Origin of the sequence: Streptomyces virginiae, from assembly GCF_000720455.1 — a bacterium.
Lineage (GTDB): Bacteria > Actinomycetota > Actinomycetes > Streptomycetales > Streptomycetaceae > Streptomyces > Streptomyces virginiae.
This window is the reverse complement of sequence record NZ_JOAK01000012.1, coordinates 1-25,910: the sequence shown is the minus strand read 5'-3', so window position 1 is coordinate 25,910 and position 25,910 is coordinate 1. Positions and strand designations below refer to the sequence as shown.

Annotated in this window: 20 protein-coding genes; 10 read left to right on the top strand and 10 right to left on the bottom strand. The window is 73.1% G+C overall.

Translation table 11 applies throughout. The features are described from left to right. Positions 1-106: 106 nt before the first annotated feature. Together IG86_RS0119035 and manB are read left to right on the top strand one after the other, a co-directional pair. On the top strand, positions 107-748 hold the full coding sequence (locus IG86_RS0119035; RefSeq protein ID WP_051785273.1) for a hypothetical protein: 642 nt from the start codon (positions 107-109) through the stop codon (positions 746-748). 150 nt (positions 749-898) lie between these two features. Further along, positions 899-1,981, top strand: coding sequence for a mannose-1-phosphate guanylyltransferase (gene manB / locus IG86_RS0119030; RefSeq protein ID WP_030898205.1), 1,083 nt, complete (start codon positions 899-901; stop codon positions 1,979-1,981). A gap of 52 nt (positions 1,982-2,033) precedes the next feature. On the opposite strand, the gene IG86_RS0119025 is transcribed toward manB, so the two are convergent. Beyond that, positions 2,034-3,356, bottom strand: coding sequence for an LCP family protein (locus IG86_RS0119025; RefSeq protein ID WP_078848360.1), 1,323 nt, complete (start codon positions 3,354-3,356; stop codon positions 2,034-2,036). Between the two features lie 162 nt (positions 3,357-3,518). Between IG86_RS0119025 and IG86_RS0119020 the strand changes: the two genes are divergently transcribed. Beyond that, positions 3,519-4,055, top strand: coding sequence for an acyl-CoA thioesterase (locus IG86_RS0119020; protein ID WP_030659854.1), 537 nt, complete (start codon positions 3,519-3,521; stop codon positions 4,053-4,055). Positions 4,056-4,104: 49 nt separating this feature from the next. Here the strand turns inward: IG86_RS0119020 and IG86_RS0119015 are convergent, their stop codons facing one another. Beyond that, complete coding sequence (locus tag IG86_RS0119015; protein ID WP_435867159.1) at positions 4,105-5,601, bottom strand: LCP family protein; 1,497 nt, start codon at positions 5,599-5,601, stop codon at positions 4,105-4,107. A gap of 187 nt (positions 5,602-5,788) precedes the next feature. On the opposite strand from IG86_RS0119015, the gene IG86_RS0119010 reads away from it, so the two are divergent. Next, a complete protein-coding gene (locus IG86_RS0119010) occupies positions 5,789-6,814 on the top strand; it encodes a glycosyltransferase family 2 protein (RefSeq protein ID WP_030827711.1) in 1,026 nt (341 codons plus the stop codon). A 73-nt stretch (positions 6,815-6,887) separates the two neighbouring features. Here the strand turns inward: IG86_RS0119010 and IG86_RS0119005 are convergent, their stop codons facing one another. From IG86_RS0119005 to IG86_RS0118990, 4 genes are all read right to left on the bottom strand, one after another. Further along, complete coding sequence (locus IG86_RS0119005; protein WP_234316134.1) at positions 6,888-8,579, bottom strand: LCP family protein; 1,692 nt, start codon at positions 8,577-8,579, stop codon at positions 6,888-6,890. 61 nt (positions 8,580-8,640) lie between these two features. Then, on the bottom strand, positions 8,641-10,380 hold the full coding sequence (locus tag IG86_RS0119000; protein ID WP_030898200.1) for an LCP family protein: 1,740 nt from the start codon (positions 10,378-10,380) through the stop codon (positions 8,641-8,643). A gap of 223 nt (positions 10,381-10,603) precedes the next feature. Continuing rightward, positions 10,604-11,824, bottom strand: coding sequence for an LCP family protein (locus tag IG86_RS0118995; protein WP_030827721.1), 1,221 nt, complete (start codon positions 11,822-11,824; stop codon positions 10,604-10,606). Positions 11,825-11,998: 174 nt separating this feature from the next. Further along, positions 11,999-12,748: a TIGR03089 family protein gene (locus IG86_RS0118990; RefSeq protein ID WP_030827722.1), complete on the bottom strand. Its 750-nt coding sequence runs from the start codon at positions 12,746-12,748 to the stop codon at positions 11,999-12,001. 139 nt (positions 12,749-12,887) lie between these two features. On the opposite strand from IG86_RS0118990, the gene IG86_RS0118985 reads away from it, so the two are divergent. Both IG86_RS0118985 and IG86_RS0118980 read left to right on the top strand, forming a co-directional pair. Beyond that, positions 12,888-14,273, top strand: coding sequence for a peptidoglycan recognition protein family protein (locus tag IG86_RS0118985; protein ID WP_030827725.1), 1,386 nt, complete (start codon positions 12,888-12,890; stop codon positions 14,271-14,273). A gap of 204 nt (positions 14,274-14,477) precedes the next feature. Continuing rightward, a complete protein-coding gene (locus IG86_RS0118980) occupies positions 14,478-15,485 on the top strand; it encodes a DNA-3-methyladenine glycosylase family protein (RefSeq protein WP_030827728.1) in 1,008 nt (335 codons plus the stop codon). Between the two features lie 109 nt (positions 15,486-15,594). On the opposite strand, the gene IG86_RS0118975 is transcribed toward IG86_RS0118980, so the two are convergent. The 3 genes from IG86_RS0118975 to IG86_RS0118965 all read right to left on the bottom strand — a co-directional run bounded on the left by IG86_RS0118975 (position 15,595) and on the right by IG86_RS0118965 (position 18,486). After that, complete coding sequence (locus IG86_RS0118975) at positions 15,595-16,893, bottom strand: coenzyme F420-0:L-glutamate ligase (RefSeq protein ID WP_030827731.1); 1,299 nt, start codon at positions 16,891-16,893, stop codon at positions 15,595-15,597. Continuing rightward, on the bottom strand, positions 16,890-17,849 hold the full coding sequence (gene cofD, locus IG86_RS0118970) for a 2-phospho-L-lactate transferase (protein ID WP_030827733.1): 960 nt from the start codon (positions 17,847-17,849) through the stop codon (positions 16,890-16,892). The genes IG86_RS0118975 and cofD overlap by 4 nt, the downstream gene beginning before the upstream one ends. Before the next feature lie 61 nt (positions 17,850-17,910). Beyond that, entirely contained in the window at positions 17,911-18,486 is a 576-nt protein-coding gene (locus IG86_RS0118965) for a cysteine dioxygenase (protein ID WP_244305933.1), read from the bottom strand. Positions 18,487-19,110: 624 nt separating this feature from the next. Here IG86_RS0118965 and IG86_RS0118960 point away from each other — a divergent pair. The 3 genes from IG86_RS0118960 (at position 19,111) to IG86_RS0118950 (ending at position 24,750) form a co-directional block, all read left to right on the top strand. Then, positions 19,111-19,374: a WhiB family transcriptional regulator gene (locus IG86_RS0118960; RefSeq protein ID WP_003983763.1), complete on the top strand. Its 264-nt coding sequence runs from the start codon at positions 19,111-19,113 to the stop codon at positions 19,372-19,374. 238 nt (positions 19,375-19,612) lie between these two features. Further along, on the top strand, positions 19,613-23,269 hold the full coding sequence (locus IG86_RS0118955) for a glycosyltransferase family 2 protein (RefSeq protein WP_051785272.1): 3,657 nt from the start codon (positions 19,613-19,615) through the stop codon (positions 23,267-23,269). Then, positions 23,266-24,750, top strand: a complete 1,485-nt coding sequence (locus IG86_RS0118950; RefSeq protein ID WP_030898189.1) for a DUF5719 family protein — start codon at positions 23,266-23,268, stop codon at positions 24,748-24,750. Before IG86_RS0118955 ends, IG86_RS0118950 begins: the two co-directional genes overlap by 4 nt. Positions 24,751-24,776: 26 nt before the next feature. Here IG86_RS0118950 and IG86_RS0118945 read toward each other — a convergent pair whose 3' ends face one another. Continuing rightward, complete coding sequence (locus IG86_RS0118945) at positions 24,777-25,256, bottom strand: metallopeptidase family protein (protein WP_385872772.1); 480 nt, start codon at positions 25,254-25,256, stop codon at positions 24,777-24,779. Positions 25,257-25,346: 90 nt separating this feature from the next. Between IG86_RS0118945 and IG86_RS0118940 the strand changes: the two genes are divergently transcribed. Further along, the gene (locus IG86_RS0118940) at positions 25,347-25,721 is read left to right on the top strand and encodes a DUF3499 domain-containing protein (protein WP_030659884.1); all 375 of its coding nucleotides are present in this window, start codon (positions 25,347-25,349) and stop codon (positions 25,719-25,721) included. Positions 25,722-25,910: the final 189 nt, after the last annotated feature.

The following is a 25,910-nucleotide window of genomic DNA, read 5'->3' as shown; positions in this document are numbered from 1 at the left end:
GGCCGGGGGTCGTCCGGGTACCACTAGGCTGTGCGCCGATCAGTGGTCGGCGCCTGGCCCCGGTGCCCGGTGCCCGGTGCTTGGGGGCGGGGCGGGGAAAGTGTCCGTGGAACGCGAGATATCGGGACTGCTCCGGCAGATCGCCCGTCAGGACGTCGTCGAGATCGGCCCCGGCTCCGCCGTGGGACGCATGGCCGCCCTGGTCCACGTGGCCGAGCACTACGGCTTCGAGTACGGGCAGTCGATCCGGACCGGGCACAAGAAGACGCTCGTCCTGGCCCGGATGTACCGCGACCCGAGCCCCCGGGCCCGGACCCGCGAGGCGGCCACCGTCGCCGCGTACCCCGCGGCCGGAAACGGCGGCGCCGTTCCCGGGATGCGGAAGGGGACGTTGCGGCCCCTGCCCGAGGCGGGGGACGCGGTCGCCCGGACCAAGGACCGGATCATGTTCGACGTCCTGTCCTCCCACGCCGCGGACACGCCCCGCAAGGTGCTCGGCTACGGCATGTGCGCGGTCCTGGCCCTCGTCCTGCTCGTCTCCGGGAAACCGCTCGTCGCGCTCGTCGGCGGCGGTGTGCTCGCGGCGTTCCTGACCGGCGCGTACAAGCTGGGCGAGATCCGCCGACAGCAGATCACCGGCCGGCTCACCGCCGCCGGGTTCGTACCGGTACGGGACGGTTCGGGCCGGCCGGGCTTCCTGCGGCCCGGGCAGCAACTCCCCGGCCACACCGATCCGTTCGCCTCCTGACGGCGCGAACACCCGGTCATTTCATGACATACCGACCGCCGCGCCCGTACGGTGCGCGCGCCGGTCGACACATCCGGCATCGGCCTTGGGGCGCCCCCGGATGGGCTAAATTTGGACCTTCGTACGCCGTAATCGGTTGGGGAGAACGCAATGACGGAAGCGATCCTGCTGGTCGGCGGACAGGGGACGCGGCTGCGTCCCGTGACGGTGAACACGCCCAAGCCCATGGTCCCCACGGCGGGCGTCCCGTTCCTCGCCCACCAGATAGCCAGGGCCGCCGCCGCCGGTGTCACGCACATCGTCATGGCGACCTGCTACCTCGCCGAGGTCTTCGAGCCCTACTTCGGTGACGGTTCCGACTTCGGCCTCAGCCTCGAATACGTGGTCGAGGACGAGCCCCTCGGCACGGGCGGAGCCATCCGCAACGCCGGGCAGCGCCTGACCGGCGGCCCCGACTCCTCCGTCCTCGTCTTCAACGGCGACATCCTCACCGGCCTGGACATCGCCGGCCTCGTCGAGGCCCACCGGGCGGCCGACGCCGACGTCTCCCTGCACCTGGTGCGGGTCGAGGACCCGCGCGCCTTCGGCCTCGTCCCCACCGACCCCGACGGGCGGGTGCTCGCCTTCACCGAGAAGCCGCAGACGCCCGAAGAGATCATCACCGACCAGATCAACGCCGGCTGCTACGTCTTCCGCCGCAGCGTCATCGACTCCATCCCGGCCGGCCGCCCCGTCTCCGTCGAGCGCGAGACCTTCCCGGGCCTGCTCGCCTCCGGGGCCAAGCTCCACGGAGTCACCGAGAACACCTACTGGATGGACCTCGGCAAGCCCGAATCCATCATCCAGGCCTCCGCCGACCTCGTCCGCGGGGTCGTCCCCTCCCCGGCCGTACCCGGCCGCCGGGGCGAGTCCCTGGTCCTGCCCGGCGCCGAGGTGGCGGCCGGGGCCAAGCTGTCGGGCGGCACCGTCGTGGGCGCCGGCGCACGCGTCGAGGCCGGAGCGGTCGTCCAGGGCTCCATCGTGCTCGACGGCGCCGTCATCGGCCCCGACGCCCAGGTCAACGCGAGCCTCATCGGCGCCCGCGCCGCCGTGGGCGCGCGGACCGTGCTGGACGGCACCGTCGTCGGCGACGGCGCCGTCGTGGGCGCCGACAACGAACTGCGGGCCGGCGCCCGGGTGTGGTGCGAGGCGGAACTGCCCGCCGCCGCCATCCGCTTCTCCCCGGACGCCTGATCCCGCTCCGGGGAGCGCGTACGGCCGGGGCCCGCAAGGCCCCGGCCCCACGTCAGTTCCCGCGGACGGTGACCTTCTCGTCGTTCTGGATCTGCTTCACCAGCTGCTGCACCTTCGCCTTGTCCCAGACGAGGTTGCCGCCGCGCTGCCCGGAGATCGGCATGTTCATCGACACGCCGTCACCTCCGTTGACGCCCTTCATCGCGAAGAACATCTGGCCCATGTCGTACAGGCCCATGTCCTTGTCCACGATCAGGGTGTCCAGGCCCGCGCCCAGCATCGGGTAGAGCGCGAACGGGTTGAGGATCGTCGACGGGGTCGCCGCCTGGTTGGCCAGCGCCGACAGGAACTTCTGCTGGTTCTTCGTCCGCTGGAGGTCCGACTCGGCGAAGGCGTAGCGGGTCCGTACGAAGGCCAGCGACTGCTCGCCGTTCAGCGTCTGCTTGCCCGCCTTGAAGTCGGCGCCCGACTTCTCGTCCTTGAAGCCCTCCTCGATGTCGAGCTCCACACCGCCCAGCGCGTCCACGATGTTCGCGAAGCCGGCGAAGCCGATCTCCGCGTAGTGGTCGATGCGCAGGCCCGTGTTGTGCTCGACCGTGCGCACCAGCAGCTCGGGGCCGTCCTCCGCGTACGCCGCGTTGAGCTTGACCCGCCGCCCCGTGCCGGTGAACTTCTTGCCGGACTGGGAGCCGACGAAGGAGGGGATCTCCACGTCCGAGTCGCGCGGCAGCGAGATCATGGTGTTCCCGCTGGAGCACTTCGCCAGGATCATCATCGAGTCGGTCCGCTTGCCCTCGGCCGAGCCCGTGTGGAGCTTCTTCTTCTCCTCGTCGGACATGCCCTCACGGCTGTCCGAGCCCACGATCAGGTACGTCGTGCAGTCGCCCTCCTTCGGCCGTTCGATGACCTTGGAGAGGTCCACCTCGCGGCGCACCTTGGAGTCGGCCCAGAAGTAGGTGGAGACGGACGTCACGAGCAGCGCGGAGACCAGCACGATCGAGCCGACCTTGATGCGCTTGCGCCAGTCCGGGGCCGGGCCGGGCGCCCGGCCCGGCCCGTCGGGGCCCGACGGCCCGCCGGGACCTCCCGGCCGGCCCGGGGCGCCGCCGGCGGGCGAGCCGTACACCTGGCCGGTGTTGTAGCCGCTGTCGTAACCGCCGTACGTGTCGTGGCCGCCCGCCTGCTGCGGGGGGACGCCGGGCGTGGGCACGGGTCCCGCCGGGCGCTGCGGCCGCGGCGGCTGCCCGGGCTGCGGGGGCCGCGGCGGCTGCTGGGGCTGCCGCTGGATGTGCCGCATCCGCTGCACACCTTCGGGCTGCGGACGCGCGCTGCCGCGTCCGTAGGCGTCGTCACGACCTTCTGGCCAGTCATTCATGCGCCCAAGGATGCATGCCGGAGCGGCGCCTCCGACAGCCCGGGGGAGGTTCCGTACCTGTGCTGTTGCAGAGCTGATGCCTCCACGACCCATAGAGGGGGTGTCCTGCGGGTCAGGGCCGGGCCCGGCCCTGACCCGCAGGACACCGCCTAAGGTGTCCGTATGACACAGATACCGGGCGAGCTGCCCGGGAAGCCGACCGCCGCCTCCCGGACGACCCTCAGCCACATCATGACCGCCAACGACACCAACCTCCTGGGCACGGTGCACGGTGGCGTCATCATGAAGCTGGTCGACGACGCCGCGGGCGCCGTGGCGGGCCGTCACTCCGGCGGTCCGGCGGTCACCGCCTCCATGGACGAGATGGCCTTCCTCGCACCCGTGCGCGTGGGCGACCTCGTCCACGTGAAGGCCCAGTGCAACTGGACCGGCCGCTCCTCCATGGAGATCGGCGTGCGCGTCCTCGCCGAGCGGTGGAACGAGTCCACCCCCGCCACCCAGGTCGGCAGCGCCTACCTCGTCTTCGCGGCCGTGGACGCCGACGGCAAGCCCCGACAGGTCCCGCCCGTGCTCCCCGAGACGGAGCAGGACGAGCGGCGCTACCAGGAGGCCCAGATCCGCCGCACCCACCGGCTCGCCCGCCGCCAGGCCATCATGGCCCTGCGCGAGGAGCGCGCCGCCCAGGGCTTCGACGACTGAGACGGCCCGCGCGGGGCAGCCCGCACGGCCCAAGAGCCCGTACGGGCGCTCAGTTGCCGCAGACCACCTGGTCGCCGCTGACCACCCCGAAGGCACCCTGGTACGGGTCCTCCGCGCGGACCGGCACCACCTTGCGGTAGTCGGCGCCGGCGATCACCGTGACCGTCCGGCCCTGCCCCGCGACCGCCCGCAGCTCACTGCCGGGCAGCGCGGTCGCCACCGACCGCGCCGAGCGGTCCCAGCGGGGGTCGTACGTGATCACCGTGCGCTTGACGTCGCGGCCGGCGCCGTTGCCCGGTGTCCCCGTGGTGTCGAAGCCGGTGGCGCGCAGTGCGCTGTCGACGCGCCCGCCCAGCCCGTCGATCCGCGTCCCGTTCTCCACCTGGACCCGGACCTGCGGCGGCGGCACGTCCACCGGCACCGCCGCGGGCCGGCCGGCGGCGGCCTTCCCGGGCCGGGCCGGGGCCAGCGGCCGGTCCTCGCGCAGTGCCTCGAAGAGCTTGGCCGCCTTCGGCTCGTCCCATTTCACGGTGGAGCCGATGCCCTTCACCTGGAAGGAGGGGCTGCCGATGGGCACCGAGGCGAACTCGGAGGAGGAGGGGGTGAAGTCCCGCATCGCCTGCCCGAGCGCCAGCATCTGCTCCGAGCCGAAGCCCTTGTCGGCGCGCACCGACCCCAGCAGGGTGGAACTGAGTTCCTTGAACTTGACGGGGTTCAGCAGCACCCCGCCGCCGGTCGCCTGCTTGATGAGGGCGGCGATGAACCGCTGCTGGCGCTGCATCCGGCCGAGGTCGGAGGCGCCGTCGACGTGGCGCGAGCGTACGTACTGCAGGGCCTGGCCGCCGGTCAGCCGGTGGGTGCCGGGCAGCAGGTCGAGGCCGGTGTTGGGGTCGCGCATGGTCTTGGCGGTGCAGATCTCCACCCCGCCCATCGCGTCGACCGTCTTCATGAAGCTGGTGAAGTCGACCTCCAGGTAGTGGTCGATCTTCACGCGGGTCATGTTCTCGACCGTCCGCACGGTGAGGTTGGGACCGCCCTCCGCGTACGCCGCGTTCAGCCGAACCGGGTGAGCCTTGTGCGCCTTGCCGGTGACCTGGTCGCGGTGCGCGGGCACCTCGGCGTAGCTGTCGCGGGGCAGGCTGACGACGCTCGCCCGCTCCTTGTCCGCCGACAGGTGCACCAGCATGATCGTGTCCGTGCAGTGGCACGGCGCCCCGCCCAGGCGGTACTCGCGCTTCTCCTCGGGGCTGATCTTGTCCCGGCCGTCGGTGCCCACCAGCAGGAAGTTGATGCCGTGTCCGGCCTGCGGGCGGTTCTTCATGTCCTTGAACGGGTCCACCCGCTCGATCCCGGTGTCCAGACCGGTCATCACGGCGTGCCCGACGGCTCCGGAGCCCAGCACCGCCACCGACAGCCCGGCAGCCAGCCGCACCCCCCACCGGGGCCGGCCCTCCCGGCGCCGGGCCCGCCCGCCACCGCCGCCGCGCCGTGCGCGCGGCGGCTCGGGCGGCCGGGCGGGACGGGTGGGTCGGTGCGGCTGGGGCACGGCGGACACCTCCGCGGGGCAGCAGGGATACCGGTCACTGCCGGGCCGGGTCTTGTGCACTCAGCCCGCTGATTCGACAGAACAGTAGGCCCATACGATCAGCAGCTGTCCTTACCGATCACTCGGCGCGCACCCGGTTCCCCCGTACGCGGTAACGTGACACCGATACCCGACCTTGAAGGACCACATGCCCGCCCAGCAGCCCGCAGTCTCGGTGATCATGCCGGTGCTCAATGAGGAGCACTACCTCCGTGAGTCCGTCCGCCACATCCTGGAACAGGAGTATGCGGGCGAGATGGAGGTGGTGATCGCACTCGGGCCGTCCACGGACCGCACCGACGAGATCGCCGCCGAACTCGTCGCCGAGGATCCCCGAGTCCACACCGTCCCGAATCCCACCGGCCGGACCCCGGCGGCGCTCAACGCCGCCATCAAGGCCTCGCGTCACCCGATCGTGGTACGCGTCGACGGCCACGGCATGCTCTCCCCGAACTACATCGCCACCGCCGTCCGCCTCCTGGAGGAGACCGGTGCGCAGAACGTCGGCGGGATCATGCACGCCGAAGGCCAGAACGCCTGGGAGGAGGCCGTCGCCGCCGCGATGACCTCGAAGATCGGCGTCGGCAACGCCCCCTTCCACACCGGAGGCCAGGCCGGCCCGGCCGAGACCGTCTACCTCGGCGTCTTCCGCCGTGAGGCGCTGGAACAGCAGGGCGGCTACAACGAGGAGTTCATCCGCGCCCAGGACTGGGAGCTGAACTTCCGCATCCGCGAAGCCGGCGGGCTGATCTGGTTCTCGCCCGAGCTGAAGGTCCAGTACCGCCCGCGACGCTCCGTCAAGGCCCTGGCCAAGCAGTACAAGGACTACGGCCGGTGGCGGCACGTGGTGGCCCGCTACCACTCGGGCTCCATCAACATGCGCTACCTGGCCCCGCCGACCCTCGTCTGCGCGATCGCCGCGGGCGTGGTCGTGGGCGTGACCGTCAGCCCGCTCGGCTTCGCAGTCCCGGCCGGCTACCTCGCGGCGATCGCCGTGGGCTCCGTCCCGGCCGGCAAGGGGCTGCCGCCGAAGGCCCGGGCGCAGATCCCCCTGGCCCTGGCGACCATGCACCTGTCCTGGGGCTTCGGCTTCCTGACCAGCCCGCGCGCCCTGGCGAACAAGCTCATCGCGAGCCGCCGCCCGGCCGTGCTGCCCGGCGTCCCGCAGGCCTGAGACGTACGAAGGGGCCCGGCGCGGGAACTGCGTACGACCGCAGTTCCCGCGCCGGGCCCCTCTCGTGTGCGCGCTACCAGGTGAAGCCGGGCTGGATCGGCATGCAGGCCTGGTCGTTGTCGCCGTTGAGCGCGTGCGCGGAGTCCGGCGCCTTGGTCGGGGCGGGCGCCGGCGCGGCCGGGCTGCCGCCGGACCGCCAGTCCTTGCCGACGAACACGACGATGCCGGCGACCTGGTCGGACTTCTGCACGGAGGCGGCGGGCAGGCCGAGGGCGGTGGCCACGGCGGCCGCGTCGGCCGCCTGGGCGTCGGTGGCGTAGCGGATCACCGAGGTGTCCTCCGCACCCGTCTGGGTGTCGGCGACGACCTTAGTGAAGCCCTTGCCGGTGAGCAGGGCCGCGACCTCGCTCGCCCGGCCCTTGACCTTGGCCTCGGTGCCGTCCTTGCCGCCGGTCGAATTGCGGACGGTGACCGCGATCTTCGCGGGCGGTGCGGCCGTGGCCGCCGCGGTGGCGGCGGGGCTCGGCTGCTGGGCGGGCGCGGACGGGGTGGCCGGGGACGCGGAGGCGGCCGGGGAGCCCGAGCCCTGGCCGTCGAGCGCGATGTCCTCGCGGACCATCCGGAACAGGTCCTCGGCTTCGCCCGCCTTGGGCTCGACCCGCCCGTCCAGGCCGGGCTTGGTGCTGTAGACCCACGGCATGGTGGTCATGGTGATGCGGCCCGGCGGGACCTTCTTGAGCTCCATGCTGAGGTCGAACAGCTTGTCGATCTTGTTCAGGCCGGTGTCCACGACCATGGCCTCGATCGCCGCCTGGGCCAGGCTGTTGAGCTTGACCGGGTTGCTGAGCTTGGCGTTCTTGCGGAACTCGCGGGCCATCGAGTTCATGTACTGGTGCTGGGCGTGGGTGCGGCCGATGTCGGTGCCGTCCTCGAAGCCGTAGCGGGTGCGCAGCCACTGCAGGGCGGTTTCGCCCTGGATGACGCTGGTGCCCTTCGGCAGCTTCAGGCCGGAGCCCTTGCCGTCCCGCGTGCGGGAGTGCACGTTCTGCTCGACGCAGACCGGGACGCCGCCGATGGCGTCCGCCATCCGGACCACGCCCTTGAAGTCGATCATCATGAAGTGATCGATGGGGATCTTCGTCAGCTCGCTCCACGCGGCGACGGTGCAGCCCGGCCCGCCGCGCTGGATCGACTCGTTCGTCTGGACGAGCCCCTTGCTGGCGGGGTGCACCTTGCCGCCCGGCTCGGTGCACTTGGGCATCATCAGCATCGTGTCGCGCGGCATCGAGATCACGGACATGTTGCTGCGGTCCGCGGACAGGTGCAGCAGCATCTGGACGTCCGCGAGCGGCGGCCCGTCGAAGGTCTCCGTGGCCCCGCCGAGGGCCTGGTTCTCCGCGTCGTTGCGCGCGTCGGAGCCGATGAGCAGGATGTTCAGCGGGGTCTGCCCGAAGGCGTTGGGCTTGGAACCGCCCAGCTTGTTCTCACCGAGGTTCAGCGCGTCCGTCTGGATGCTGCCGTTGAGGTGCCGGTAGTAGAGGTAGCCGGCCGCCGCGGTCCCGAGTATGAGCAGGGACAGCACGGAGGAGACCCAGCGCAGCACGCGCCGGCGGCGCGGCCTGGTGGGACGGGCGCCGCCCCGGCGGGCCGACCTGGAGCCGCCCCTCTGTGGGGGCACCGTGCCGGGAGCGCTCGCCCCGTCGCCGGGTATGTCCCCGTCGGCCTGGGCGCTCGCCCCCTCCTCCCGCACGTCGCTGTGCCTCACGCGTATCCCCCTCAAGGTCCTTCTTGGTCGACATTGCGCCGGTCCGACCGGCAACGTCCCGCTACTTGGCGCAGATCGCCTTGTCGGCCTGCGCCTGCTGGACGTCCTTGGGCAGCTCCTGCGGAACCGGCGGCGCCAGCGGGGTGCCGGGCTTCTGGAAGTCCGGACCCAGCGTCAGCTTCATCGGGGTCTTCGCCGCCGCGTCCGTCGTCCCCATCTTCAGCGCGGTGGCGGGCAGCCCCATGGCGTCCGCGAGCGCCCGGGCCTGGTCGGCCTGGTTGGGCGCGTACTCCAGCTGGGTGGCGCCGACCTTCGCCGGGGCGTTGCCCTGGTTGCTGGTCTTGGACATCCCCTTGGTGTCCTGCAGCCACTTCAGCGTGGTGGAGGCGGAGCCCGAGGGTCCGCCGCCGTTGTAGACGCTCACCCGTACGTCCCCGGCGGGCGCCCGGTTGCCCTGGAGCAGCGCGTCCTGCTTGGCCTTCGCGTCCGCGTCGGCCGCCTCCTTCGCCGCCTGCTCCTTCTTCTCGACCTCCGTGAGCGAGACGTCCCCCCGGATCATCTGCAACAGCGGGTCGGCGAGGCCCTGGTTGACGATGACGGTCGCCTTGCGGTTCGCCGGCTCGGCGGGGTTGTCGAGCACCGGCATGGTGGTGAAGGTGATGTTCTTGAGGTCGATGTCCTTCAACTCGCCCGCGAGGTCGGTGAGTTTGTCGATGGACCCCAGACCCTGGTCGACGGTCAGCGACTTGGTGGCCGCCTCCGCCAGCGAGAAGAACTTCTTCGGGCTGGTCAGCGTCTCCTTGGACTTCATCTCGCGCATCATCGACCCGAGGAACTGCTGCTGGGTCTTGATCCGGTCCAGGTCGCTCTCGTTGCCGAAGGCGTGCCGGGTCCGTACGAAGGCCAGCGCCTGCTCGCCCTCCAGCCGGTGCTCGCCCTGGGAGAGCTTGAGCTTGGAGTCCTCGTCGTCGACGGCCTTCTCCAGGCACACGGGCACGCCGCCCACCGCCGTGCTCAGGGTCTTCACAGCGTTGAAGTCGACCATCATGAAGTTGTCGACCTCTATGCCGGTGAGCTCCTTGACCGTGCGCATCGTGCAGCCCGCGTCACGGCCCTCCTGGCCCAGGCTGTTGTTGAAGCGCACGCCCTTCGTGCCGCGGATCGCCTTGGTGGTGCCGTCGGGCTGCTTCGTCGGGCAGTCCGGGATGTTCGTGATCAGGTCGCGGGGGATGGACAGCGCGGTGGCGTTGGAGCGGTCCTTGGCGATGTGGAACAGGATCGTGGTGTCGGCGTGGCCGACGCTGTCCTTGTCGCCGTAGCCCTCGTTGCCCGCACCGCTGCGCTTGTCGGTGCCGATGACCAGGATGTTGATGGCCTGGTCCTTCTTGAAGCCGCCGGTGCCGGCGCCCGCGATGTCGGTGACGCTGAGGTTGCCGTTCAGGTGGTCGTAGTAGAGGTACGCCGCCGTGGCGCCGCCGACCAGCAGGAACGCCAGCGTCCCACTGGTGATCAGCAGGGCCTTCTTGCGGCGTCCGCCACCGCTGCCGCCGCCGCCCTTGCGCGAGCGGCCGCCCCTGCGGCCCCCGGGCGGGGCGTCGCCGCGGCGCGGCCCCGGCACGCCGGGGGAGGGTGCGGTGGGGGCGGAGGGTGCCGACGAGGATCTGCGGGGCGCGCCCACCTTGGGCCGCTCTCGCGCTGCGGAGTCGTTCAATTGCAGCTCGTAGTGGCCGGTGCGGGGATTGAGCACCCACTGGTCTGCGGGGTCGATCTCGTCCGCCCGCCCACGGCTTTGCGCATCCACGGTTGCTCGAATCCTCCGTCGGGTGCCTCGCGACGCGCCTCCCCAAGGCGCACGGTCAACGATCCGGCTGCTGGTACCCGGTCTCCGGTCCGGCCGGGCACCGGATCGCTCACCTTATCCGTCCTGTTCGGCCGCAAACCATGGTGGTGACAAATTCCACTCCCCTTATAACGGGGTGAACCGCCCATCCCACTCGGTTCGGTCACCGGCTTTTGGGATTGCTTTACCGGCACTCTGCGTTCCCTGCGGTCGTTCCTGTGAAGGTAGGGATGGGTGCGGAGGGCGTCGTGGTTGCCTCGCCGGTCGAATTCCCTTCCGGAACCGCGTCAGTGGCGGTCGGGGCGGGGGTCCGGGCGGCGCTCGAAGCCGACGGCTCCGGCGGGGTCACCGTCACCGGCTCGTCCTCCCGCAGCTGCCGGAACAGCCGTGTGGCGTCCGGTTCCACCAGCTCGTCCCGGTTGGGGTTGGGGGCGTAGGGTCGGCGCGGAACGGTCAGGAACGTGACGCGATCGGTCGGTATGTCCCGTACGCCCCGCACGAGTTCGTACATGTTGCGCAGCGAGGCCAGTCCGGGGTCGGTGGTCAGCGAGGACGTCGCGGCGTCCAGCAGCGGGTACAGCCGCGTCGGGTTCAGCAGAACGCCGTTGCTCTGCACCTTCTTGACGAGCGAGCCGAGGAACTGCTGCTGGCGGCCCATCCGTTCGGTGTCACTGCCGTTGCCCAGGCTGTGCCGGGCGCGGACGAACCCGAGCGCCTGCTCGCCCCGGAGGGTCTGCAGACCGGCGGGCAGCCGCAGCTTGGCCTGCACGTCGTCGATCGGCTTGGCGAGGCACACCTCCACCCCGCCGACGGCATCGACCATCCGCTTGAACCCGCTGAAGTCGATGACCATGTGGTGGTCGATCCGGATGCCCGTGAGCTTCTCCACGGTCCGGATGGTGCAGGCGGCCCCGCCCCACTCGAACGCCCAGTTGAACTGCGCGAAGGAGGCGCCGGTGCGGCTCCCGTCCGGCCGCAGGCAGGAGGGGATCTGCGTCATGAGGTCCCGGGGTATCGACACCGCGGTCGCGCTCCGGCGGTCCTGGGGCAGGTGCAGCAGGATCGTGGTGTCCGAGCGCTGGGTGCCCTTGTCCTCCCCGTACCCGGCGTTTCCCCTGCCCGAGCGGGAGTCGGAGCCGATCAGCAGGATGTTCTGGGCGCCCGTGGCGAGGTGCGCCGGGCGTTCGCGCTCGTAGCGCGCCAGCTCGGCCGCGGCCGAGGTGTCCTCGGTGATGTTCCCGTCGAGCTTGTTGTAGAGCCACCAGCCGGCGGCCGTCCCCACCAGCACCAGCAGGGCCAGCCCGAGACCGATCCAGCGCAGCAGCCGACGCCTGCGGTTCCGCGGAGGCCGTCGTTCGCCTCCGGCCGCGTCGGTGCCGCCCGGTATGCCTGCGCTGTCCGTCACTGGCGTCCGTCCCCTCGCCGCTGCGAGCAGCCGTACGGGTGAGCACGGCCACTGCCGATCCTGCCCCCGGGGCGCCGGAGCAGCCCGGGGGCGGGGGCGTGTCTAGGGCCGTCCGGGTGACAGATCGACCGTTCCCGAGATTGATCAGTGTGGGTGACGGGCCGCGCGCCGGAGTCAGACCGTGTGGGTGACGCGCTCGCTCTCGGTCCGCTGGGCCAGCCCCTCGGGCGACAGCCGGTCCAGGTTTCGGCAGAGCACCACCGAGGCCCCCGCCGCCAGCGCGGCGTACAGCCCGGCGGACAGTCCCTCCCAGGTGTCGTAGCCCAGCCCGGTCAGTACCCGCGAGCCCTCGCCCAGGCCGAGCTTCGCCGCGTCCTCGCGGGCCCGGTCGACCAGTGCCGTGTGGGAGAGCTCCTCGCCGCCGACGATCAGCGCGGGACCTGCGGGATCCACCGGGGAGAACGGGGCGAAGCGGTCGCCCTGGCCCGGCACCTCCACCGCGTAGTCCGCGAACCCGGCCGGTGGCTGCGGGAAGCGCCCGCCCAGCGGCCGCAGGGCGAGCGCCACCCGCTCGCCGCCGCACTCCAGGGCCCGCTCCAGCGTGTCCGGGCCGCTGACGACGAGATCGGCGCCGCCCGGGTCGCCGCCCACCGAGGCCACGACCCCGACCGAGTCGCAGGCGAGCAGCCACACGGCGCTCTGCCAGTGCGCGGGGAGCAGCAGAGCGAGCCGGTCCCCGGGCTCGGCCCCCAGGTCGCCCTGGAGCAGATTCGCGGTCTTGGCCACCCAATTGGCGAAGGTCGCGACGGACAATTCGACGCGTTCGCCGGTGGCGTCGTCGTAGAAGGTGACGAGCGGACGGCCCGGATCGGCGGCGAGCGCGGATCGCAGCAGGTCGGCAGGGGTGCGGGTCATGGCGTTCACCCGGCACAGCGTACGCGGGGCCCTCCCCCGTACGGGGGCCCGCGGCTCCTCCGTACGGGGGAGGGGTATCGGCGGCGCAGCGGACGGAGCATCAGATCTCGGATGGCGCCCCGTGGTGCGCGTGTTCACCATCCTTTTCATGCGTGGATTCCTTGCTTCCTCGATCGGCGTCGCGACGGCCGCCGCACTGGCCCTGCCCCTCGCGCTCCCGACTCCAGCACTCGCCGAAACCGTCCCCGTGACCCCGGCCGGGTCCACCCAGTCGCTGCCGCTCGCCCCCGTGGGACCCGCGGCGGACCGCAGCCCCGGCGTCCCCGGCATGAGCGCCTCGCCCCGCGGTCCCGAGACGCAGGGCCTGACCGCCCGTGAGGTCAAGACGTTCTCGCTGGTCGGTGTCGTCTGGGACGACGTCGCCACCCAGCTCAACGGCCGCGTCCAGGTCCGTACGCGTTCCACCCGGACCGCGACCTGGTCCGACTGGCAGGACGTCGAGGTCCACAACAGCGAGCACGCGGCCGACCCCGACGCGGTGGAGCGCGGCTCCGGCCGGGTCCGCGGCGCCACCGCCCCGCTGTGGGTCGGCGAGTCCGACGGCGTGGAGGTCCGCGTCCAGGCGGAAACGGACGCCCCGGCCACCCGCGCGGGATCCCGGCTGCCCTCGGGCATGCGGATCGAACTCGTCGACCCGGGCGCGGCGCCGCCCGCGGGGCCCACGGACGGCAAGAACAGCGGCCCGGGCGACGACAAGGGCGAGATCGTGGCGCCCGGCCTGACGATGGAGATGGCCGAGGCCTCCGCGGCGAACGTGCCGCACGCCCAGCTCGGCGCGAACGAGATCACCGAGCTGAACAAGGCCGACTCCACCGCCGACGCCGTCTTCGCCAGCGACGGCGAACTGACCGCGGCGGCCGCCCCGTACATCGGCCCGCGCCCGCGGATCGTCACCCGCAAGGGGTGGGGCGCGGACGAGTCCCTGCGCGAGAAGGCCTTCGCCTACACGAACACCGTGAAGGCGGCGTTCGTCCACCACAGCGCCTCCGGCAACAACTACGCCTGCAAGGACGCCCCGGCGGTGCTGCGCAGCCTGTACCGCTACCACGTGGTCAGCAGCGGCTGGCGCGACTTCGGCTACAACTTCGCCGTCGACAAGTGCGGCACGGTCTACGAGGGCCGCGCGGGCGGCGTCGCCAAGCCGGTCCTCGGCGCGCACACGATGGGCTTCAACACGGACAGCATGGGCGTGGCGGTGCTCGGCACCTTCACCTCCTCCGCGCCGCCTGCCGCCGCCGTCGACGCGGTCGCCCGCCTCACCGCCTGGAAGCTCGGCCTCTTCGGCCGGGACCCGCGCGCGAAGACCACCCTCAAGTCGGGCGGCGGCAACCGCTACCCGAAGGGCCGGAACGTCTCGATGAACGTCATCTCGGGCCACCGCGACGGCTTCGCCACGGAATGCCCCGGCAAGAAGCTCTACGGCAAACTCCCGACGACCCGCACCTCCTCGGCCAAACTCCAGGGCCGCCCGTAGGGGGTGTCTCGCCGGTCACGCAGGTCCCGCCCGGCCCACCCGTCCCCGCCCCGGGAGCCGGGGCCGGGCGGGGCCGGGCGGCCGGCGCCCGCGCCGCAGCTCCGGCACCGCCGCCAGGTGTTCCGCGGGCCCGGGTCCCTCCCGCCGGCGCCCGCCGGGCCGGTGCCACCTATGGCGGCACCGCGGAGCGCTTAGGCTCGGTACATGGCCGGCCGCTTCGACCCCCTCAACCGGACCGCCGTGCGCGGCGGGCGCACCGACGTGCCGCCGGGGCGCGCAAGCAGTGCGGGCGGCGGGGCCGGGGAGCGCCGCTGGGTCCCCGACGGCCCCGTCGACCTCGGCCTCACCCTCGGCCCGCTGCGCCGCGGCCCCGGCGACCCCACTTTCCGCACCACACCCGACGGCTCCGTCTGGCGCGCCACCCGGACCCCCGAAGGGCCCGCCACCCTGCGCGTCTCCCGCACCGGACCGGCCGGCACCGAGATCGACGCCGAGGCCTGGGGCGCCGGCGCAGCATGGCTGCTCGACCAACTGCCCGCGCTGCTCGGCGCCGGCGACGACCCGGCGGTCTTCGTCCCCCGCCACCGCCTCGTGCACGCCAGCCACCGCAGTCGTCCGGGCCTGCGCCTGACCCGCACCGGCCTGGTGCTGGAGTCCCTGATCCCCACGGTCCTGGAGCAGAAGGTCACCGCCGACGAGGCCTACCGCGCCTGGCGCCGCCTCGTACGGCAGTACGGCGAGCCCGCCCCCGGCCCCCACGGGCAGAACCTCTACGTCATGCCCGACCCCCGCACCTGGGCGCTGATCCCGTCCTGGGATTGGCACAAGGCCGGGGTCGACGCCAAACGCTCCGACACCATCGTCCGGGCCGTACGCGTCGCGAACCGCCTGGAGGAGGCGGCGGCCATGGACCTGCCCGAGGCCGCACGACGGCTGGAGGCCGTCCCCGGCATCGGCCCGTGGACCTCCGCCGAGACCCTCCAGCGCAGCAACGGCCACCCCGACGCCGTCACCACCGGCGACCTGCACCTGCCCGGCATCATCGGCTACGCCCTCGCCGGCGACCGCGACGCCGACGACGCGGCCATGCTGGAGCTCCTCGCCCCGTACGCCGGCCAGCGCCACCGCGCGGCCCGCCTCATCCTCCTGGCGGGCCGCACCCCGCCCCGCCGCAGCCCCCGCATGTACCGCAGCGACATCGGCCGCTTCTAGGTCGTGTCCGCAGGGCGTTGGCCGCGGGTGGCCCCGCCGATCAGGCCGCAGCGGGCCCGCCCGGCAGGGCAGGCGGGGGCCCGCCGGTCCGCCGGGCCCGCCGCGGGCGTCACCGCACCCGGACGAAGTCCTCCGCCGCACGCCCCGGCCGCTGCGGCGGCGCCGCCGCCGGGTGGCCGACCGCCACGGTCCCCATCGGGTCCCAGTCCGCGGGCAGCTCCAGCACCTCCCGCACCACGTCCCGGCAGAACATCGTCGAGGACACCCACGCCGACCCCAGCCGCTCACCGGCCAGCGCGACCAGCAGGTTCTGCACGCCCGCGCCCATCGCCACCACGAACATCTCCCGCTCGGCGGCGTCCCGCCGGGCGTGCCCGTAGTGGTGTGCCCCGTCCGTCACCAGACACGGCACCACCAGGTACGGGGCGGCCCGCAGCACGTCCCCGCGCCGTACCCGCTTCGCGATGGACTCCTCGGACTTGCCGTCCGAGCGCAGGTCGGCGATCCACGCGTCCCGCATCGCGTCCAGCAGCCGGACCCGCGAGGACTCGGACTCCAGCAGCACGAACCGCCACGGCGTCGTGTGGTGCGGTGCCGGTGCCGTCACGGCCGCCGCCACCGCCCGCCGCACCGCGCCCGGGTCCACCGGCTCCGCCGTGAAGGCCCGTACGGTCCGGCGCTGCGTCACGGCTTCCCGTACCGCCTCCGAGGTCCCCAGCCGGAACATGTCGTCGGCCGGGGCGCGCACCAGGTCCCGGGCCGAGGCGCCCTCGCCCATCACGTGCGCCAGTCCGCGCACGACGGCCACCGGCAGCCCGGCCGCCTTGCCCTTGACCAGGTCGCCGGCGGCGGCGAGCTCGTCCGCCGTCGCCACCACCGTCGCGCTCAGCGGATTGCCGTGGGCGTCGGTGGCGCCGCGCAGGTCGTCCAGGACCCGCACCCCGGCCGAGCCGATGGCCACGTCGGTCAGCCCGTTGCGCCACGGCCTCCCGAAGGTGTCCGTCACGACCACGCCCACGTCCACGCAGAGCGCGTCGCGCACCCCGGCGCGGATCGCGGCGGCCGAGGCGTCCGGGTCCTGCGGCAGCAGCAGCACCGTGCCCGGGGTGGTGTTGGAGGCGTCCACACCGGCCGCGGCCATCACCAGGCCCTGCCGGTTCTCGACGATCCGCAGCGCGCCCCGGCGCGCGACGACCCGTACGGTCTCCGCGTCGATGGCGGCCTCGCGCGAGTCCGCGCGCACGATCCGCCCCTCGGCCTTGGAGACGATCTTCGAGGTGACGAGCAGGACGTCGCCGTCGCGCAGGTCGGGCGCGGCCGTCGTGATCAGCTTCGCCAGGTCGTCGCCCGGCCTGACCTCCGGTATCCCTTCGACGGCCCGCACCTCGTAGGAGGGCGCCGCCGTCACCGAGAGGCCTCCGCCAGCTCCAGCGCGGCCCGGGCCATCTCGGCGGTGGCCTCCAGGTCGGTCATCATCAGCGGCACCGCGCGGCAGGTGATCCCGGCGGCCTCCACCTCGGCGACCGCGTCCGCGTCGGCGGTGTCGACCAGCCAGCCGTCGAGCAGCTCGGTCCCGTAGTGCAGGGCTACCGCGGCGGCGGTGGCCTCGACGCCCACGGCGGCGAGCACCTTGTCGGCCATCCCGCGCACGGGCGCGCCGCCGACGATGGGGGACAGGCCCACGACGGGGGCGTCGGCCGCGGCCACGGCCTCCCGGATGCCGGGCACGGCGAGGATGGTGCCCACCGACACCACGGGGTTGGACGGCGGGAAGACGATCACGTCGGCCGCGGCGATGGCCTCCAGCACGCCGGGCGCGGGCTTGGCCTGCTCGGCCCCCACGGGTACGACGGCCTCGGCGTCGAGCGAGGCGCGCAGCCGGACCCAGTACTCCTGGAAGTGCACGACCCGGCGCTCCCCGGTACCGGCCTCGGTGATCGCGACGTGGGTCTCGACCCGGTCGTCGGACATGGGCAGCAGTCGCACCCCGGGCTGCCAGCGGTCGCAGAGGGCTTCGGTGACGGCGCTCAGCGGGTAGCCGGCGCCGAGCATCTGCGTGCGGACGATGTGGGTGGCGAAGTCGCGGTCCCCGAGGCCGAACCACGTGGGTCCGACCCCGTAGGCGGCGAGTTCCTCCTTGACGGTGAAGGACTCGTCGGCGCGGCCCCAGCCCTGGTCCTCGTTGATGCCACCGCCGAGGGTGTACATCACCGTGTCCAGGTCGGGGCAGACCTTGAGCCCGAAGAGGTGAATGTCGTCACCGGTGTTGCCGATGACCGTGATGTCCGCGTCGGGCACCGCCGACTTGAGTCCGGACAGGAACCGGGCGCCGCCTATACCGCCGGCCAGAACAACAATGCGCATGCGGACAGTCTGTCAGCCGGGCGGCGGGCGGGACCGTCAGGCCGCTCGGCGTCAGGCGGCGTCAGGCGGGGACGGACTCGGATTCGGCCGGGGAGCAGCTGTGCATCGGCATCTCGGTCAGCCCGGGGAAGTAGACGTGCAGGCTGACCGCGCCGTCGAGGGTGTCGTTGACGACCTCGTGTGCGTAGCCGGGGGCGAAGACGCGCTGGCCGCCGGCGCGGTGGGTGAGCCGTCCGCGGGAGGTGTGCTCGGTGAGCTCGCCCTCCAGGACCGTCAGGACGCCGGAGGAGGCGCCGTGGTCGTGCAGGCCGCTGCCCTGGCCGGGGACCCAGCTGAGCAGCCAGACCTCGTAGCCGGGGCCGGTGCGCAGCCGGTGGTACCAGCGGGTGGTGGCGTCGTACCGGACGAGGTGCTCCCAGGAGGCGCGGTCCTCGGCGATGGAGCGGGCCAGGCCGACGAACTCGGCGACGGTGGCCGGATGTTCGCGGGCGGGCTGGAGGAGGTGCTGGACGGCGAGGATGTCGCCGGCGATCTGGAGGTCGCTCTCGACGGTGGCGGCGGTGGCGACGGTGGTGGCGGTCGCGTCGGTGACGGCGGTCGCGGGAGCGGTGGTGGCGCTGGTGGTGGTGCTGTTCATCGGGGTGTACCTCGACGGATGTCAGTCGTGCTGGCGGTCGCTGTGGGGGAGTGCCGGAGCTCTGGGGAGCCGAGGCTCCACGGGCATCAACAGCAGCAACAGCAACAGCGAACCTGGGCAGCGCACAGGAACCCACGAATGGGGGTCCGGGTGGTGGCTGCGGGCGCTGACATGCGAACAAGGAGACCGGGTTTGGGGTCCGGCTGTCAACCCAATGTCCGGTTTGGGGGAAAAGTTTCACCTCATCCGGTTACTGTGAGCGGAGAAAGGTTTGTGCAGTCCAGGGCGGGGCAATTGCGCTGCGCCGGGGCTAAACCTGATCTCGCCATCGTGACCTGAATGTGATCTGCGCCGCTCTTCGGGGCCGATCGCAACCCCACTCCGAGGTGACGCGTGGATAACGGGTGAAGGTGACATCTGAGGACGCCGATGGCATGTGTCACGATTTTTGGCGATATGAACACTTTCTGCATAGGCTTGGTTCCGCAGAGTGAATAAGGGGCCCAATAGCAGATCTCGGCTTGACTGCCCCGGAGCCACGCACTTGTAATTTCACTCGTGTCGTTACGTAGCAATGAGTGACGACGTGACCACGGGGACGCACCAACAGAGCGAGGGGCGCACATGACCGAGCTGTTTCAGGAACTGCTGGTCGAGGAAGCGGACGAGGAGCTCGGATGGCAGGAGCGCGCCCTGTGCGCCCAGACCGACCCCGAATCCTTCTTTCCCGAGAAGGGCGGCTCCACCCGTGAGGCCAAGAAGGTCTGCCTCGCCTGCGAGGTCCGCTCCGAATGCCTTGAGTACGCCCTCGCCAACGACGAGCGATTCGGCATCTGGGGCGGCCTGTCCGAGCGCGAGCGCCGGCGCCTGAAAAAGGCAGCCGTCTGACACCGCCGGAGCGCCAACGGCCCGGCACCCGCGGCACCCCGCACGACATATCCGAATATCCGAGCAAGACGTCGAGCACGACGCACAGCCGAACGAAGAGCACCACACACGGTCCGCCTCCTGCACCTTCCCCGCAGGAGGCGGACCGCTGCTTTGGCAGCCGTTAGGGTGGGGCGCTGTCCAGCAGCCTCCGAGGGCACACCACCCCCGGACCCCCGGCCGGAGGGCCCGTACCGCGATGTCCCTGCACAGCCAGTCGACGGCCTCCTACCAGGCCCCCGACACACCACAGTTCCCCCGGCACGTCGTCACCGCGGTCCTCGTCGCCCACGACGGCGCCCGCTGGCTGCCCCGGACGCTCGCCGGCCTCCTCGGCCAGGAACGCCCCGCGCAGAACCACGTCGCCGCCGACACCGGCAGCGCCGACGAGTCCGCGCGGCTCCTCACCGAAGCCCTCGGCGACGACCGCGTCCTCCACCTCGCCCGCCGCACCGGATTCGGCACCGCCGTCGACGAATCCGCGCGCACCGCAGGCACCCTGAGCCCCGAGGACCTCCCGTACCTCAAGCGCCCCAGCGGCTGGGACCCCGTCAGCCGCACGTGGCGCGACGACGCCTACGACCTCCCCGACCTCCCCCACGGCGAACCCGTCCAGTGGCTCTGGCTCCTGCACGACGACAGCGCCCCCGAACCCGACGCCCTCACCGAACTGCTCCGCGTCGCCGACGAGAACCCCGACGCCGCGATCATCGGCCCCAAGCTCCGCGGCTGGTACGACAAGAAGCAGCTCCTCGAAGCCGGCGTCACCATCGCCCGCAGCGGCCGCCGCTGGACCGGCCTCGACCGCCGCGAACAGGACCAGGGCCAGCACGACCAGGTCCGCCCCGTCCTCTCCGTCTCCACCGCCGGCATGCTCGTACGCCGCGACGTCTACGACGACCTCGGCGGCTTCGACCGGCGCCTGCCCCTCATGCGCGACGACGTCGACCTGTGCTGGCGCGCCCAGAGCGCCGGCCACACCGTCCTCGTCGCCCCCGACGCCGTCATGCGCCACGCCGAGGCCTCCGCCCGCGAACGCCGGACCGTCGACTGCGCCGGCCGCACCACCGCCGGCCCGCACCGCGTCGACAAGGCCGGCGCCGTCTACACGATCCTCGCCAACAGCTCCGGCCGCGCCCTGCCCTACGTACTGCTGCGCGTCGTCCTCGGCACCGTCCTGCGCACCCTCGCCTACCTGATCGGCAAGGCCCCCGGCCAGGCCGTCGACGAGATCACCGGCCTCCTCGCCACCCTGCTGCGCCCCGGCCGCCTGCTCGCCGCCCGCAAGGCCCGCAGCCGCCCGGCCGTCCCCGCCTCCGAACTGCGCCAGCTCTTCCCGCCGCCGGGAGCCTCCCTGCGGGCCAACGCCGAACAGCTCGCCGGGTACTTCGGCGGCGACCGCCACACCGACTCCGCCCCCGCCGGCCGCCACGGCGGCGCCAGCATCCTGAGCGCACCCGGCGAGGACGGCGACTACCAGGAGACCGAGCGCTTCGCACGCCTCAAGCGGATCGCGCGCAACCCCGCACCCTTCCTCTTCGGACTGCTCCTTCTGGTCTCCCTCGCGGCCTGCCGCGCCCTGATCGGCGGCGGCTCCCTCATGGGCGGCGCCCTGCTGCCCGCCCCCGACAGCGGCCTCGACCTGTGGAACATCCACACCGACGGCTGGCACCCCGTGGGCACCGGCTCCACCGCCTCCGCACCGCCCTACCTGGCCGCCCTCGGCGCCCTCTCCACCCTGCTGTTCGGCTCCACCCAGGCCGCCCTGACCCTCCTGCTCGTCGGATCCGTGCCGCTGGCCGGCCTCACCGCCTACTTCGCCTCCCGGCCGCTCGTCGAATCCCGGCTGCTGCGCGCCTGGGCCGCCACCGCCTACGCCTTCCTCCCCGCCGTCACCGGCGCCCTCGCGGGCGGCCGCCTCGGCACCGCCGTCCTCGCCGTCGTGCTCCCCCTCATCGCCCGCTCCGCCATCGCCGCCTTCGGCCTCGGCGAGCACGCCGCACCCGAACAGCGGGGCGGCTGGCGCGCGGTGTGGACGTACACGCTCCTGCTGACCCTGGCCACCGCCTTCACCCCGGTCGCCTGGCCGCTCGCCGTCCTCCTCGGCACCGCCGCGCTCGTCCTGCGCCGCGCACAGTGGAAGACGTACGGCCTGCGGCTGCTCGCCACCCTCGCCGTCCCCCTCCTCGTCCTCGCCCCCTGGTCGCTGGGCCTGCTCACGCACCCCGGCCGCCTCCTCCAGGAAGCCGGACTGCCCTACGGCGCCGGCTCCGCGGGCGCCCTGGACCTCCTCGGCCTCAGCCCCGGCGGCCCCGGCACCGGCGCCCGCCTGCTGCTCGCCGGCGTCGTCCTCGCCGCCCTGGCGGCCCTGCTCCGCGCCGACCGGCAGTTCGCCGTCCGCACCGCCTGGGCCACCGCCCTGGCCGCCCTCCTCCTCGCCGTCCTCACCAACCGGACCGCCTGGGCCGGACCCGCCACCCTCGTCTACGGAATCGCCCTCCTCGCCGCCGCCACGGTCGGCGCGGACGGCGCCAAGGACCGGGTCGCCGCCCGCAACTTCGGCTGGCGCCAGCCGCTCGCCGCCCTCATCGCCCTCGCCGCCGCCGCGGGCCCGCTCATCGCCGCGGCCACCTGGGTGGTCGCCGGCGCCGACGGCCCGCTCCAGCGCCGCGACCCCGTACAGGTGCCGGCCTTCGTCGCCGACGCCGGCGGCGACGACAACCAGACCCGCACCCTGCTCCTCGACCTCAACCGGCCCGCCACCGTCTCCTACAGCCTCGTCCGCGGCCCCGGCGGCCGCCTCGGCGACGCCGAGATCACCGCCCGGACCGGCGACGACCCCCGCCTCGACAAGGTCGTCTCCAACCTCGTCGCCGGCTCCGGCGCCGACCAGTCCAGCCAGCTCAGCGCCTACGCCGTCCGCTTCGTGATGTTCCGCCCCGGCGGCCCCGAGGACATCCGCCGCGTCCTCGACGCCACCCCGGGCCTGAGCCGACGCCACCAGCAGGACGGCACCGCCCTCTGGGGCGTCGAGCCCTGGCTGCCGCGCGCCGTCATCGTCTCCGCCAAGCAGGGCGAGGCCCCCATCCCGGTCGCCGCCGGCCCCGTCGAGGCCCACGGCAAGATCCCCGCCGGCGAGGCCGGCCGCGTGCTGCGCATCGCCGACCGGGCCGACGGCGGCTGGCAGGCCACCCTCGACGGCAAGCCCCTCAAGGCCAAGACCCTCGACGGCTGGGCCCAGGGCTTCGAGCTCCCCGCCGGCGGAGGCCGCCTCGACCTCGTCCACGAGGACTCCCCGCTGCGCACCGCCTGGAACTGGACCCAGGGCCTGCTCGCCCTCGTCCTGCTGGTCATGGCCCTGCCCGGCCGGCGCGCCCAGCTCGACGACGACCTGCCCGAGGAGGAGGCCGCGCCCACCTCCCGCCCCGGCCCGGGCGAAGCCGGCGAAGGCCGCCGCGCCCGCCGGCTGCGCGCCGAGGCCGAGGCGGACGCCGCCCCCGGCCCCGTGGAGACCGCGGCCGCCGCCGACCCGTACGCGCAGATCCCCGCGCAGCCGGTGTACGGCGAGGAGTCCTACGCGTACCAGGCGTACGACGACCAGGGCGGCTACGCCTACGAGCCCCAGCAGCCCGAGCAGCCCGAGCAGCAGTACCCGTACGAGCAGCAGTACACCGGGTACGACCAGCAGCAGGGCGGCGCGGCCTACGGGACCCCGTACCCGCAGCAGCCGCACCAGCCGGTCCACGACCAGGACGGGCAGCACTACCCCTACCCGTACGAGCCCTACGAGCCGTACCCACCCCACGACGTCCACGCACAGCACGACCCGCGTCCTGACGGGAGCCCCCAGCAGTGAAGCAGCGCGCACCCCTGACGCTGGCGGCCGTGACCGCCGCGCTGGCCGCCCTCACCGGCGTCGCCGCCCTCACCGCGCCCGCCCCCGCGGGCGGGGCGTCCGACGGCAAGGCCGCCGCCTCCGCCCGGATGCCGGTGGAGCGGTCCCTGCTGGTGTGCCCCGGGCCCAGCTCCTCGGACATCGCGGAGACCACGTACACCTCCTTCACGCCCGGCGCCGCCGCCGGCGAGGGCAAGGGCTCGGCCCGGCTGCTCGGCGCGACCAAGGACGCCAAACCCGTCCTGGAGCCCAAGGAACCCGGCAAGCCCGTCGGCGCCACCGCCAACGGAGCCGACGCCCCCGCCCTCACCGGCAGCGCCGACGGGGTCCTCGCCCCCGGCTGGACGGCGCAGCTCACCACCAAGGTCTCGGTCGGCCGGGCCCGGGGCGTGCTCGGCGTCGGCTGCACCGCGCCCGGCACCGACTTCTGGTTCCCCGGGGTCAGCACCGCCAAGGGCCGCGAGGACTACCTCCACCTCACCAACCCCGACGACGCGGCCGCCATCGTCGACATCACCCTCTTCGGCCCCGACGGCATGGCCAAGCCCGAGGCGGGCACCGGCGAGAACATCCGCGTCGACGCCAAGTCCACCAAGACCGTCCTGCTCTCCTCCCTCCTCCCCGCCACCCAGCTCGCCGACGCCACCGCCCACGTGACGACCCGCGCCGGCCGGGTGGGCGCCTCCGTACAGGTCGCCGAGGAGAACGTCGGCGCCGACTGGCTGCCCGCGTCCACCGACCCGACCGGCTCACTGGTGCTGCCCGGCATCCCGGCGGACGCGACCTCCGTACGGCTGGTCGCCTTCGTACCCGGCGAGGAGGACGCGGACCTGAAGCTGCGCCTGGCCGGACCGGGCGGCTCCATCAGCCCGGCCGGCAGCGAGCAGCTGCACGTCAAGGCCGGGATGACGGCGGTGATGGACCTCAAGGACCTGACCCGCGGCGAGCCCGGCTCGCTGGTGCTGGCCCCCACCGACGCCAAGAAGGCCGCCCCGCTGGTCGCGGCGGTACGCGTCGTCCGCGGCAGCGGGGCCAAGCAGGAACTGGGATTCGTCCCGGCCACCCGGCCGGTCGGCGCCCGGGCCACCGTCGCCGACAACCGGCCCGAGGAGAACACCACCCTGCTGGCGCTGACCGCTCCGAGCGCCGAGGCGAAGGTCAAGGTGACGGCGTCCCCTGGCACCGGCGGCGGCGAGCCGGCCTCCCAGGAGGTCACGGTCAAGGCGGGCACCACGCAGACGCTGACGCTGGCCCCCGCCGGCGGGAAGGGCTCCTACGCCCTCACCGTCGAGACGCTCTCGGGCGGCCCGGTCCACGCGGCCCGCACCCTGTCCCTCCCGAACGACGGCATCACGATGTTCACCGTCCAGGGCCTCTCGGACGACCACTCCACGGTGTCGGTGCCCAAGGCCGCCCAGGACCTCTCCGTCCTGACCAGGTGACGGGCCGGACCCCCGTCGCGGCCGGATCAGTCCTGGCCGTAGCGGGGGTCCACGGTCTCCGGAGTGAGCCCCAGCAGCTCCGCCACCTGCTCCACCACGATCTCGTGGACCAGCATCGCCTTCTCGTCGCGCGACTTCGTACGGATCTCCACCGGCCGCCGGAAGACCACGATCCGGGCCGGCCGCCCCTGCCGGGGCTCCGACACCGCGCCGAGCGGCACCGCCTCGTCGTTCCAGCCGCCGTCCGGACCGCCCGGTGGCCCCGGCACGTCACCGACCAGGAACTCCACCTCCGACAGCTGCGGCCAGCGCCGCTCCAGCCGCTCGACGGAGTCCCGTACGAGATCCCCGAACAGCTCCGCCCGGCTCGCCGCCAGCGGCACCTGCGGCGGGGCCAGCGGACCGCGCATCCCGCGCCCGTGCCGGTCCCGCCGACGCGTTCTGGGCTCGACGGGACTCCCCGCGGGGGGCTCGGCGGGGCAAGGGGGCAGAGGGGTGTCCGTCACCCCCGCAGGGTAGCTCCGAGCACGACACGGGGGAGGGAGCAGAGGTGGAGTCGTCGCGGCCCGGTCAAGAGTGCGGTACCGTCCAACGTCGTGAGCCTTGTACGTCGCTGTTCGCGCACCGCGTGCGGCCGCCCTGCCGTCGCGACACTGACGTACGTCTACGCCGATTCGACCGCAGTTCTCGGCCCGCTCGCCACCTACGCCGAACCCCACTGCTACGACCTGTGCGCCGAGCACTCGGAGCGCCTGACAGCCCCGCGGGGCTGGGAGGTCGTCCGTCTGTCCGACGGGTCCGGTCCGTCGCGCCCCAGCGGCGACGACCTCGAAGCCCTGGCCAACGCCGTCCGCGAAGCCGCGCGCCCGCCGGGCCGCGCGGCCGGTCCCGGCGGGACCGGCAAGGGCGGCCAGGCCACCGGCGAGACCCGTCGGGGACACCTGCGCGTCCTCAGATCGCCCGATTCCTGACGCTCGGGTCATCTGCGGTGGAGCTGCAGGTTCAGGGTAGGTTTTGCCGAACCGCACAGAACCTCAGGAGGGCACGCAGTGGCCGCAGATCTTTCGAACATCGTCAAGGCGTACGACGTGCGTGGTGTCGTGCCGGACGAGTGGGACGAGTCCCTGGCGGAGCTGTTCGGTGCTGCTTTCGTCGAGGTT

Bases quoted from the DNA above. Each gene is read 5' to 3' on its own strand.
- manB (WP_030898205.1), top strand. From the start codon at position 899: ATGACGGAAGCGATCCTGCTGGTCGGCGGACAGGGGACGCGGCTGCGT.
- IG86_RS0118960 (WP_003983763.1), top strand. From the start codon at position 19,111: ATGACCGAGCTGTTTCAGGAACTGCTGGTCGAGGAAGCGGACGAGGAG.
- cofD (WP_030827733.1), bottom strand. From the start codon at position 17,849: ATGCGCATTGTTGTTCTGGCCGGCGGTATAGGCGGCGCCCGGTTCCTG.
- IG86_RS0119010 (WP_030827711.1), top strand. From the start codon at position 5,789: ATGCCCGCCCAGCAGCCCGCAGTCTCGGTGATCATGCCGGTGCTCAAT.
- IG86_RS0118965 (WP_244305933.1), bottom strand. From the start codon at position 18,486: ATGAACAGCACCACCACCAGCGCCACCACCGCTCCCGCGACCGCCGTC.
- IG86_RS0118985 (WP_030827725.1), top strand. From the start codon at position 12,888: ATGCGTGGATTCCTTGCTTCCTCGATCGGCGTCGCGACGGCCGCCGCA.
- IG86_RS0118980 (WP_030827728.1), top strand. From the start codon at position 14,478: ATGGCCGGCCGCTTCGACCCCCTCAACCGGACCGCCGTGCGCGGCGGG.
- IG86_RS0118955 (WP_051785272.1), top strand. From the start codon at position 19,613: ATGTCCCTGCACAGCCAGTCGACGGCCTCCTACCAGGCCCCCGACACA.
- IG86_RS0119020 (WP_030659854.1), top strand. From the start codon at position 3,519: ATGACACAGATACCGGGCGAGCTGCCCGGGAAGCCGACCGCCGCCTCC.
- IG86_RS0119025 (WP_078848360.1), bottom strand. From the start codon at position 3,356: ATGAATGACTGGCCAGAAGGTCGTGACGACGCCTACGGACGCGGCAGC.